10 protein-coding genes are annotated in these 10,898 nt (G+C 70.7%); 8 read left to right on the forward strand and 2 right to left on the reverse strand.

The features are described 5' to 3' along the window. The first annotated feature begins 510 nt into the window (after positions 1-510). Together tatA and ACIBEC_RS44285 are read left to right on the forward strand one after the other, a co-directional pair. Positions 511-777 carry a Sec-independent protein translocase subunit TatA gene (gene tatA / locus ACIBEC_RS44280; protein ID WP_360508412.1) on the forward strand — a complete coding sequence of 89 codons (267 nt, stop codon included), beginning with the start codon at positions 511-513 and terminating at the stop codon, positions 775-777. 162 nt (positions 778-939) lie between these two features. Next, positions 940-1,881 carry a DUF4436 family protein gene (locus tag ACIBEC_RS44285; protein ID WP_360508414.1) on the forward strand — a complete coding sequence of 314 codons (942 nt, stop codon included), beginning with the start codon at positions 940-942 and terminating at the stop codon, positions 1,879-1,881. 173 nt (positions 1,882-2,054) lie between these two features. Here the strand turns inward: ACIBEC_RS44285 and ACIBEC_RS44290 are convergent, their stop codons facing one another. Both ACIBEC_RS44290 and ACIBEC_RS44295 read right to left on the reverse strand, forming a co-directional pair. Then, positions 2,055-3,185, reverse strand: a complete 1,131-nt coding sequence (locus ACIBEC_RS44290) for a helix-turn-helix domain-containing protein (protein ID WP_360508417.1) — start codon at positions 3,183-3,185, stop codon at positions 2,055-2,057. A 21-nt stretch (positions 3,186-3,206) separates the two neighbouring features. Then, positions 3,207-4,424: a YncE family protein gene (locus ACIBEC_RS44295; RefSeq protein ID WP_360508420.1), complete on the reverse strand. Its 1,218-nt coding sequence runs from the start codon at positions 4,422-4,424 to the stop codon at positions 3,207-3,209. A gap of 353 nt (positions 4,425-4,777) precedes the next feature. Between ACIBEC_RS44295 and ACIBEC_RS44300 the strand changes: the two genes are divergently transcribed. From ACIBEC_RS44300 to ACIBEC_RS44325, 6 genes are all read left to right on the forward strand, one after another. Next, positions 4,778-5,986: a lipid-transfer protein gene (locus tag ACIBEC_RS44300; protein ID WP_360508422.1), complete on the forward strand. Its 1,209-nt coding sequence runs from the start codon at positions 4,778-4,780 to the stop codon at positions 5,984-5,986. A 3-nt stretch (positions 5,987-5,989) separates the two neighbouring features. Further along, the gene (locus tag ACIBEC_RS44305) at positions 5,990-6,448 is read left to right on the forward strand and encodes a MaoC family dehydratase N-terminal domain-containing protein (protein ID WP_360508424.1); all 459 of its coding nucleotides are present in this window, start codon (positions 5,990-5,992) and stop codon (positions 6,446-6,448) included. Then, positions 6,445-6,846 (forward strand): MaoC/PaaZ C-terminal domain-containing protein, encoded by a 402-nt coding sequence (locus ACIBEC_RS44310; protein ID WP_360508426.1) that lies wholly within the window; start codon positions 6,445-6,447, stop codon positions 6,844-6,846. The genes ACIBEC_RS44305 and ACIBEC_RS44310 overlap by 4 nt, the downstream gene beginning before the upstream one ends. 16 nt (positions 6,847-6,862) lie before the next feature. Further along, positions 6,863-7,690, forward strand: coding sequence for an SDR family oxidoreductase (locus ACIBEC_RS44315; RefSeq protein WP_360508429.1), 828 nt, complete (start codon positions 6,863-6,865; stop codon positions 7,688-7,690). A gap of 81 nt (positions 7,691-7,771) precedes the next feature. Then, positions 7,772-8,920 (forward strand): acyl-CoA dehydrogenase family protein, encoded by a 1,149-nt coding sequence (locus tag ACIBEC_RS44320; RefSeq protein WP_360508432.1) that lies wholly within the window; start codon positions 7,772-7,774, stop codon positions 8,918-8,920. Between the two features lie 101 nt (positions 8,921-9,021). After that, entirely contained in the window at positions 9,022-10,227 is a 1,206-nt protein-coding gene (locus tag ACIBEC_RS44325) for a helix-turn-helix domain-containing protein (RefSeq protein WP_360508435.1), read from the forward strand. Positions 10,228-10,898 lie beyond the last annotated feature (671 nt).

Genomic DNA, 10,898 nt, shown 5'->3' on the forward strand with positions numbered 1-10,898 from the left:
CACGGGTAGGCCATCCGGTGATCGAGCGAGCAGGCCCCCTCTCGCGACGGGCGAGCCGGAGCCGGATCAGAGGTCCTGGGGCGACGGTTGGGTGGAGCCCGTTCCGAACCTTCTCAAGATGCCTCTATTGACACATTGGTGGCTCAATATATGCTTTGCTGCGTCGGCCTCGCTGGGCCGAAGAACGGGCAGGGCCGTACGGCCGACTGTGCCGCGGAGCGCGTGTCTCCGCGGTGTGTCCCATGGCCACTGCCGAAGCCGTCGCTGCTGGTCGGGACGGCTACCCGGGCCCCGGTCCTCGCGCCACCCCCCCCGACGCGAGGACCGGCACGAGGCTCCGCGCCGCAGGTGCCCGGCCGGCCCGGACCCCGCCTGCCCCGGCGTCGATCACAGTCCGCGCCCTCGTGACAGCTGAGGAACCGGTGACCCCGGGCCGGGGTCGAGGCGGGGGATGGAAGCGCCGTCGTGGCGCGGCAACGAAACGAGTACGAAAGACCGGGTGGTCCACAGATGTTGCGCAATGGCCTGGAGCCCTGGCACATCCTCGTGATGGTGGCGGTCCTGATACTCCTCTTCGGCTCCAAGAAGCTCCCCGAGATGGCGCGGGGGCTGGGGAAGTCGATGCGGATCCTGAAGGCGGAAACGGCGGCCATGCGTGAAGAGAGCTCGTCCGTCGAGGAGCCGAAAGCGGGGGGCACAGTGCCGAACCCGCCGGCGGTCACCGCGACCGGTCCCGCCATGGCTGACGAACCCGTCCGGTCGGCAAGGACGTCCTGATTCGCCTCCCGCGCGCGTGACGTGCGTGCGGATCCCGAAACACCGCCTCGGGCCGGTGGGTGACCAACCCGACCGGGGCGCCCCGCAAGAAACACCGGCGTGCGTACCCGGGGGCGCAGCGACCCTGCAGTCCCCGGGCCGTCGCCGCAGGAAAGGAACATCGTGCAGGTCACCACTCCCGAGGTCGGCGCGACCGCACCCGCGGCCGAGCCGCAGACGGCGCCTCGTGCCCGCCGCCGCCGAAGCCGGCGCCTGGTCGCCGTTCTGGCCCTGGTCATCGGCCTGTGCGGGTCGGGGATCGGGCTCTACCTGAACGAGCGCGACACCCGGGAGGAGACACGCGAGCTGGGCATCCCCTCCGCGCAGGACTGGGTCGAACTGGAAGTCACCGCGCAGGACGTGGATCCGGCGGCCCAGCGGCTGACGCTGTACGTCACCCCAGTACCGCATGGCAGTCTCGCCCTCGGCCCTGACTCCCGGGCCTTCGCCCGCCCGGTGGAGATCACGGCCGCCGGCACCGCCAAGACGACCATCAAGGCTGCCGAAGGGGAGGCCGCGGCACCGCAGGTGCTCCACGTCGAGACGTACGGCGGTACCGCCACCGACTACCCCTTCGACCGCTACCGCGCGGAGGCCGGCTTCACCGCCACCAGCGGTGGCACGGCGGTGCCTGTGGGCGTGGCCTTCACCGACGTCGACCCCTTCTTCGTCCTCCGCCCCGAAGTCACCAGCGTGAGCACCGGCAGTGTGGTCCTGGAGGCGAAGGTCACCCGCTCCCGCAGCACCTTCATCCTCTCCTGGTTCATGATCGCCGCGATGTGGGCGCTCGCCCTGGCCGTTCTCGGCGCCGCCGAGGTGCTCTACCGCAAGCGCGAGGGCCTCATCTGGCCCTCCCTGGGATGGATGGCCGCGACGATCTTCGCCCTGATCGGCATGCGCAACGCCGCTCCCGGCTCGCCTCCGATCGGATCGCTGATCGACTACGTCGCGTTCTTCTGGGCCGAGGGCATCATCGCGGCCAGCCTGACCTGCACCGTCATGTCCGGCATCCGCACCGAGCACCAGCAGCGCCGAGAACGGGAAGCCGCCGTCGGCGGACAGTGACGGCCGGGCTTCATCGGCCATGGACGTAGCGCAATCCGAATTCGCGCGGTTGGTGTCGCGCCGGTGCACCAGGGTTCGTGGGACCGGTCCGCCGGGCGAAGGCCGCGCAGTCGTGCCGGATGCGCGGCCTCGACCCGAGTACGGGTCGGGTGAAGGGCATCGAGGCTCGGCGCTCACTGGCTGCCGAGCAGCCAGCTCTCCAGGGCCCAGCGCCAGCGGACCGTGTCGGCGAGCTGGTCGTCGGCGGCACAGGGGGCGCCGAAGGTGGTGAGGGCTGCAAGGCGGCGCAGGCGGTGCTTGACGGTGTTCGGGTGGACGTGCAGGGCCTGGGCGGTCAGGTTGACCCGGCGGCCGCGGTCGAGGTAGGCCAGGGCCGTCGCCGCGAGTAGCCGGTGTGCCGGGTCGGCCGGGTCCAGCCGGGCCAGCAGGTCGGTGGCCAGCAGGGCGCCCAGCTCGGGTACGCCGTCGGTGGCGACGGGGACGGCCAATTCGGTCAGCCGTCGAGTGCCGCTCAGGCCGCGGGCTCGGGCGGCGGCCAGTGCGGCCCGGCACAGCCGGTAGACGCCCGGAAGTCGGACGGCCGGTACCGCCGGTGCGGTGACCGCGAGTTCGAACGGCGTGGCGGGCGGCGCGGGCGGCCGGACGGTCACCAGGCACAGGTGGCCCTCGACCAGCCCTGCGATGCCGTCCGGCGGCGGGGGAAGCAGCTCGGCCCGGCGTGGATCGCCGATGTCCGCCACCAGGCAGTGATATCGCCGGCCCGGCTCCAGCCCGGTCGCAGGCAGCTGGTCCACCGCGCCCTCCAGTAGCAGTTCGCGCAGCGCCAGTACCCGGGTGGCTCGGGCGCCGGCCGCAAGGTGGGCCTGACTCTCGTGGTAGGCGGAGATCAGCCGGTCCTGCAACTCGGCGGTGTGCAAGTCGAGTTCGACCAGCAACTCAAGGAACTCCGGCAGCGGAACCGCGGTGTCCTGGAGCTGGGCCGCGATGCTTCGGAAGGCCTCGGTGCGGGCGGCCCGGAAGCCGTGCAGCAGGGCGTCCAGCGGGACGCCCTGGGCCGCGCGGTCCGCCGCGAGCCGGGCCGCCCGCCGAGTCTGCTCCTCGGTCAGCCTGCCGGCGTCGGTGAACGCACCCGCGACCACCGCGACCAGCGTCGCGATGTGCCGCCGGACCTCCTGCTCCGGCAGTGCCGCGAGCGGCGGCGACCCGGCCCGGGCGGCGTCCACCACCTGCTGCAGGACGGCGGGGTCGGCCCGCATCCGCTCCAGCACGCGGCGCAGCGCTGCCCGGCCTCCGGTCTCCGCCATCGCCGCCCTCTTCCGTGCTTACTATCCCTGCGGGGAAAGGGAGTTCAGCACAGACCCGGCCACCTTCGCAGCCCTTTCGCGCTGCGAGAAGAGTCCGACCGGCACTCGGGCGACTTCGGTGGCGGTGGTGTAGTCCACCACCGAGACCTGGCCGGCCTGGCTGAGCGAGACGAAGCAGTACCGGTTGCCGGGCCCGCCGGTGGTGGCCCAGTACGGCAGGCTGCCGGCCGGGTAGTCGACCCGGCCGACGGTGCCGAGGCCGGAGGTGGTGACGATCGCGGTGTAGTCGTCGATCGTGCCGACGTCGCACAGCCTGCTCTGGTCGCCGGAGAGCGCGAGGCCGTGGTGGGCGGAGTTCTTCGGGTAGTCGTCGGGGGCGAGTGCCTGGCCGGCCGCGCTGTACGGCATGGTGACGGTCGCGGTGGTCCGCGAGCTGTTCAGGTCGTAGCGGACGAAGCCGTTGAGGTAGGACTCCTGGGCGTAGAACGTGGTGCCGTCGGCGGCCAGCACATTGGGGCGGATGCCGTGCGGGAAGGTCCAGGTCTTGACCGCCTTCAGGGTGGCGGCGTCCACCTTGGTCAGCTGGAAGCTGCCCTTGATGAATTCGAGGGCCTGCGGCATGGAGACCACGCCGATGCTGGAGTTGTAGATGTACTTGCCGTCCGGGGTGTAGCCGTTCTGGTGCGGGTACGTGCCGGTCGGGAAGGTGCCGACCACGGCACCGGTCGCGGTGTCGAGCACCTCGGCCTCGCCGGCCGTGGTGGCCGAGACCACCCAGCGGGTCCCGTCCGGCGACAGTGCGGCGTGGTCGGCGTGGAAGCCGTCCAGCCGGGTGCGCCACAGTTGCCGGTGGCTGGCCAGGTCGTAGGCAACGGTGTCGTCGAGGTTGCCGCGCGAGACGTACAGCGTGCGGCCGTCCGGGGAGAGCGCGACGTCGTCGATGAACCGGTCGCCGCCCTCGACCTGCTTGACGATCGCGTAGCCGACGGCCTGGACCGGGTCCATCTCGGCCAGGCGCTGCTGCAGGTCGGGTATGGCGTCGAAGGTGCCGAGGTCGGCGAAGGTGGCGGCGTCCAGGAACGACACCGTGCCGGACTGGCTGTTGCCGACCACCACGACGTCCCGCAGCCCGGCGTCCGGGCCCGGGCTGTCCGCGGCGCGCGCCGCCGTCGGACAGGCCAGCGCGAGCAGCACCATCGCGGAACCCGCCGAACGTACTCTCAACCGCTGTGCAGCCATGAATCGTTCCCCTCGTCGCCGGTCTCCGGGGCTGTCCCGAGTGGGCCAAGTCTGGTGCGCCCCGGACGGGGTGGGCGATGGCCGTGGCCGCCAACGTTCCCCCGCCGCACTGGCCGCCGGGGACAACCGGGCTGTCGCCGGCAGGACCTGCCGGCGGGGGCCGCGGCCCCGTCACTTCCGCCCTACACTCGTCCGGCAACTGGCGGAGTCGCTGTTGCCGACCGACCGCGCGGTGGTCGCGCTGCGGGTGTGGTGCCGTCCGAGGCCGCGCGATTCCGGGGTGCCCGTCCCCGGCCGGGTTCCGTTCCGCCTCTTCCGTCATAAGTGAATGATGAGTAGTCTCTGGCTAGAAGATGGACTGGAAGGCTGGAGCTGTTGTGGCATCGAGGGTGACCGTCGCGGGCGTGGGGATGATTCCCTTCACGACGCCGCGGAACAGCGAGTCCTATGACGTGATGGGTGAGAAGGCGGCGCGGGCCGCGCTCGCCGACGCGCGGATCGACTACGGGCTGGTGCAGCAGGCCTACGTCGGCTATGTGTACGGCGATTCGACATGCGGCCAGGCCGCGCTGTACGGGGTGGGGCAGAGCGGCATCCCGATCGTGAACGTGAACAACAACTGTTCGACCGGCTCCTCGGCGCTGTTCCTGGCCCGGCAGGCGGTCGAGAGCGGCATGGCGGACTGCGTGCTCGCCCTGGGCTTCGAGCAGATGCAGCGCGGTGCGCTGGCGTCGCACTGGCAGGACCGGACCAGCCCGTTCGCCCGCTTCGACGAGGTGAACCTGGCTGTCCAGGGGCAGTCCGAGGCACCGTTCGCGGCGCAGTACTTCGGCGGTGCCGGTGCGGCCTACGCCAGGGAGTACGGCCTGGCCGAGGACACCTTCGCCAAGATCGCGGTGAAGGCGCGCCGGCACGCGGCGAACAACCCGTACGCGGTGTTCCGTGACCCGGTGACGGTCGAGGAGGTGCTCGCCTCGCCGAGGATCCACGGCCCGCTGACCCGGCTGCAGTGCTGCCCGCCGACCTGCGGCGCGGCCGCGGCGGTGCTGTGCTCGGAGGAGTTCGCCCGCCGGCACGGGCTGTGTGCGGACGTGGTGATCACGGCGCAGGCGATGACCACGGACTTCCCGTCGACCTTCGCCGACGCGGACATGCGCAAGGTCGTCGGCTACGACATGTCGAAGGCCGCGGCGCAGCAGGTCTACGAGCAGGCCGGCATCGGGCCGCAGGACGTCCGGGTCGTCGAGCTGCACGACTGCTTCACCACCAACGAACTGCTGACCTACGAGGCGCTCGGGCTGACCCCGGAAGGCACGGCGGAGAAGTTCATCTGCGACGGCGACAACACCTACGGCGGCCGCGTGGTCACCAACCCCTCGGGCGGCCTGCTGTCGAAGGGCCACCCGCTGGGCGCGACCGGGCTGGCCCAGTGCGCAGAGCTGGTGTGGCAGCTGCGCGGCCACGCCGAGGCGCGGCAGGTGGAGGGCGCGACGGTGGCGCTGCAGCACAACATCGGGCTCGGTGGCGCCGCCGTGGTGACGCTGTACCAGAAGACGGGCTGAGCAATGGCGATCGACGCCGAGGCGGCCAGGAAACTGGAGCTCGATCCGATCACCGTCCACGTCGAGCGCGGCCGGCTGCGCTTCTTCGCCAAGGCCACCGGCCAGGCGGACCCCGTGTACACCGATGCGGACGCCGCCGGACGGGCGGGCCACCCGGACCTGCCGGTTCCGCCCACATTCTTCTTCAGCCTGGAGCTGGAGGCACCCGACCCCTTCGCCTACCTCACCGCGCTGGACGTGGACCTGCGCCGGGTACTGCACGGTGAGCAGGCGTTCACTTACCACCAGACAGCCCACGCGGGCGACATGCTCACCCTCCGGCCACGCATCGTCGACGTCTACAGCAAGAAGGGCGGGGCGCTGGAGTTCCTCGTCAAACAGACCGACGTCCACCGTGGAACCGAGCTGATCGCCGAGGCGCGGAGCGTCATCGTGGTGCGTGACCCGGAGGTGCCCCGATGACCGTCCCGAAGGACGTCGAGGTCGGCACCGAGTTGCCCGCGCTGCGGATCCCGCCGATCTCCCGGACCACGCTGGCGCTGTTCGCGGGCGCGTCCGGCGACCACAACCCCATCCATATCGACCTCGACGTGGCGAAGTCCGCCGGCCTGGACGACGTGTTCGCGCACGGGATGCTGTCCATGGCCTACCTGGGGCGGCTGCTCACCGACTGGGTGCCGCAGGAGCGGATCCGCTCCTACCGGGTGCGCTTCGCCGCCGTCACCCCCGTACACGCCGCTTTGACCTGCACCGCGAGCGTGGTCGCCGTCGAGGACGGCCTGGCCACACTCGCCGTGACCGTCGCGCTGGACGACGGCACCCTCACCCTCGCCGGCGACGCCGTCGTCGCACTCGACTGAAAGGAACCTGATCCCCATGGGAAAGCTCGACGGCAAGGTCGCCGTCGTCTCCGGCTCGGGCCGCGGCATCGGCCGCGAGATCGCGCTCAAGCTGGCCGCCGACGGCGCCGCCGTGGTGGTCAACGACCTGGACGCCGAACCCGCGAAGGAGACGGTGACCGCGATCGAGGCCGCCGGCGGACGGGCGGTGGCCTGCGTGGGCAGCGTCACCGAGAAGGGCTTCGCCGAGTGCTTCGTACAGACGGCGGCAGACACCTTCGGCGGCCTGGACATCATCGTCAACAACGCCGGATACACCTGGGACAGCGTCATCCAGAAGATGACCGACGAGCAGTGGGACGCGATCCTCGACGTCCACCTCAAGGCGCCGTTCCGGATCCTGAGGGCCGCCCAGCCGGTGATCTCCGCCGCGGTGAAGCGGGCCCGGCAGGCCGGTGAGCCGGTGCCCTGCCGCAAGGTCGTCAACATCTCCTCGATCGCCGGGCTCGGCGGCAACGCCGGGCAGGCCAACTACGCCGCGGCGAAGGCCGGGGTCACCGGATTGACCAGGACGCTGGCCAAGGAATGGGGCCGCTACAACGTCACGGTCAACACTGTCGCATTTGGGCTGATCAAGACCCGGCTGACCGAGACCCCCGCCGGTGACGGGACGATCGACGTGCAGGGCAAGGAGATCAAGGTCGGCGTCAGCCCCGACCTGCTGTCCGCGATGGAGCATGCGATCCCGCTCGGCCGCGCGGGCACCCCCGAGGACGCCGCAGGTGCGGTGTACCTGTTGTGCATCCCGGAGTCGGACTACGTCAGCGGGCAGACCCTGGTCTGCGGCGGCGGGTTCGAGATGTGACAGCCATGCCCTGCACAGACCTTGAGATTCCCCAACCGTGGTAGCCGCTCCAGAGAGCCCTTCAGACAGCCGGAGAGACAAGTGAAACGGATCCTGTTCGACGCCGAGCACGAGGCGTACCGGGAGAGCGTGCGGGCCTTCCTGGAGAAGGAGGCCGTGCCCCACTACGCGGACTGGGACCAGGCCGGCATCGTGCCGCGTGAGTTCTTCACCGGGCTGGGCCGCCTCGGCGCGCTCGGCATCGCCGTGCCCGAGGAGTTCGGCGGCGCCGGGATCAACGACTTCCGCTACAACGTGATCCTGCAGGAGGAGGCGGCCCGCGCGGCGATCGCCCCGGCGATCCTCGGCCCCGCCCTCCACGCGGACATCTGCATGCCGTACTTCCTCGAGTACACCACCGGCGAGCAGAAGGTCCGCTGGCTTCCCGGCATCGCCTCCGGTGACCTGATCACTGCGATCGCCATGACCGAGCCGGGCACCGGGTCCGACCTGTCCGGCATCCGCACCAAGGCGGTCCGCGACGGCGACCACTACGTCATCGACGGCGCGAAGACCTTCATCACCAACGGCATCAACGCAGACCTGGTCATCGTCGCGGTCCGCACTGGCGAGCATCCCCACCGCGGTCTGAGCCTGATCGTCGTCGAACGCGACACCCCGGGCTTCGAACGCGGCCGCAAGCTCCAGAAGGTCGGACTGCACGCCCAGGACACCGCCGAGCTGTCCTTCAGCGGCGCCCGGGTGCCGGTGGCGAACCTGCTCGGCACCGAAGGCGAGGGCTTCTTCGCCCTGACCAGGAACCTCGCGCAGGAGCGGATCTCGGTCGCGGTGTCCGGCCTGGCCCAGGCCGCCGCCGCCTTCGACTGGACCACCGCCTACGTCCGCGAGCGCAAGGCCTTCGGCAAGCCCATCGGATCACTGCAGGTGATCCGGCACCGGCTCGCCGAGCTGGCCACCGAGATCGACGTCGCCCAGCACTACCTGGACCGCTGCATCCACGCGCTCAACGACGGCGAGCTGACCGCCGTCGACGCCGCCAAGGCCAAGTGGTGGTGCACCGAACTCCAGGGCAGGGTCCTCGACGCGTGCGTCCAACTCCACGGCGGATACGGCTACATGCTCGAATACCCCATCGCCCGGGCCTGGCAGGACAGCCGGGTCACCCGCATCTACGCGGGCACGACCGAGATCATGAAGGAGATCATCGGCCGCTCCCTGCAACTCGGGTAGCCGCATCACCGGAGCGTCGGGCAGGAAATACTTGCCGGCAGGCGGGCACCGAGTCCGCTGAGGTCAGGACGGCGAGAGCCACCGGAGACGAGGAGGAGACGGTGACGATCGGCACGGAGGTACCCGCTCCTCCCGCGCGCGGAACCCGACCCCGCAACCGCCGGGAGCTGGTCGTCGCCGCCGCACGCGAGCTGTTCTGCCGGCACGGCTACCCGAACGTCGCCATGAGCGACATCGCCGGCGCGGTGAACATCAGCCCCTCGGCCCTGTACCGGCACTTCCGCGGCAAGCAGGAACTCCTCCACGCCGTCACCGCCGAGGCGCTGGAGTCCTGCCTGGGCGGGCTGACGACCGCCGGGTCCGGGGACCTCGACGCGCTGCTCCGCAGGTTCGCCGAGGCGTCCCTGGCCCGGCGTGAGCTCGGCGTGCTCTGGCAGCGCGAAGCCCGCAACCTCCCCGCCGGCCAGCGCGCTGAACTCGGAGAACACCTGCACGCCGCACGGCGAGTACTCGCCGAGCAGTTGACCGCCTCCCGGCCGAAGCTGGACCGGCCCCACGCGGAGCTCCTCGCCTGGAGCATCCTCGACGTCGCGGTCAGCGTCTCCTACCAGCACGTTGACCTGCCCGTGCCCGACTACCCGAACCTGATCGCGGACCTGATGCGCCGCGTGGCGACGGCCGAACTCCCCGACCTCGGCGAACACGCCGCGGACCGCCCGAGCACCGAACGGATCCTGGAACCCCGATCCCGCCGCGAGCGCCTGCTCACCGCAGCGACCCGCCTGTTCGCCGAGCACGGATACGCGGCAGTCACACTGGAGGACACCGGCACCGCCGTCGGAATCGCCGGACAGAGCATCTACAACCACTTCTCCAGCAAGCACGACATCCTCGCTGCGGCGATGAACCGCAGCGCCGAACGGCTGTGGTTCGACCTGACCGAGGTGCTCGCATCCGCACGCGACCAGGCGCATGCGCTGTGCCTGCTGGCCCAGCGGTACGCCCGGTTCGCACTCGCCCACCCGCACCTCGTCACCCTCATCGTCACCGAGACGGAACACCTCCAGGACGACGACAGGAAGCGAACGGTCCAGACCCAGCGCGACTACATTGACGAGTGGCTGCACCTCATGCGCGCCGTCCACCCGGCCATGCCGCCCGCGGAGGCGCGCGTCCGCGTCCAGGCTGTCCTCACCATCACCAACGACATCGCCCGAACACCCCGGCTGCGCACCCGTCCGGTCATCGAGGAGAACGTCCACCGTCTCGGCTGCATCATCCTGGGCCTGGACGCCGCCGCGTCGTAGGGAGGTTGGTGCCGGGGTAGGACGGTTGGCCCACTCCGGCGCCCGGAACGCATCACAGATCGGCGGCCACCCGGAGCATGAGGACTGACGGCATGACCTGCTGACCCTCCGCGCCGAACACTCCTCGTGCTGGACCCGGGCACCACGTTCGACCCGACAAGGGGTATCCGACCGCGATTGCCCCTGGCAGGGCTACGGGAAATGATCTTCAGAGTCGCGGGAACGATCACCCCGCGGACCCGATGTCGGTGCAGGTCAGCGAATTCTGTCGGTTGGCCTACGGCCCAACCCACACCGCTACGCCTGGGACTTCCTCTTCCTGGGAGGCGCCAGGACCCCACCCTCCGAACACCACCACGCCGGCCGAATCGTGGCACGGACCACGATCGACACGGCAGCGGAACCCGAAGTACAGCGGGGTAAGCATCCCCAAGCGATCCATTCGCACTGTCGGGCTCTCCTTGAGGAACGGGCGCCGCTCCCACATCGCGTCGACGTCCGTCCCGGAGTAGAGGACGAGGGAGACTCTCGCGGCATCAGGGGCTGTCGGCACCACAAGGTCGATGTTCGGACCGGTGGTTGGTGACCAGGGCGAGTCCGACGTCGTAGGTGGGGGCTCGGTGGCGGTTGGGCCGGCCAGGTGGGCGCCCGGGTCCGGGGCGGGAGGGTCT

Origin of the sequence: Kitasatospora sp. NPDC051164, assembly GCF_044455625.1 — a bacterium.
GTDB lineage: Bacteria > Actinomycetota > Actinomycetes > Streptomycetales > Streptomycetaceae > Kitasatospora.

Excerpts from the sequence above, each read along its gene's own strand:
- tatA (WP_360508412.1), top strand. The coding sequence starts at position 511 with ATGTTGCGCAATGGCCTGGAGCCCTGGCACATCCTCGTGATGGTGGCG.
- ACIBEC_RS44290 (WP_360508417.1), bottom strand. The coding sequence starts at position 3,185 with ATGGCGGAGACCGGAGGCCGGGCAGCGCTGCGCCGCGTGCTGGAGCGG.
- ACIBEC_RS44295 (WP_360508420.1), bottom strand. The coding sequence starts at position 4,424 with ATGGCTGCACAGCGGTTGAGAGTACGTTCGGCGGGTTCCGCGATGGTG.
- ACIBEC_RS44300 (WP_360508422.1), top strand. The coding sequence starts at position 4,778 with ATGGACTGGAAGGCTGGAGCTGTTGTGGCATCGAGGGTGACCGTCGCG.
- ACIBEC_RS44305 (WP_360508424.1), top strand. The coding sequence starts at position 5,990 with ATGGCGATCGACGCCGAGGCGGCCAGGAAACTGGAGCTCGATCCGATC.
- ACIBEC_RS44310 (WP_360508426.1), top strand. The coding sequence starts at position 6,445 with ATGACCGTCCCGAAGGACGTCGAGGTCGGCACCGAGTTGCCCGCGCTG.
- ACIBEC_RS44315 (WP_360508429.1), top strand. The coding sequence starts at position 6,863 with ATGGGAAAGCTCGACGGCAAGGTCGCCGTCGTCTCCGGCTCGGGCCGC.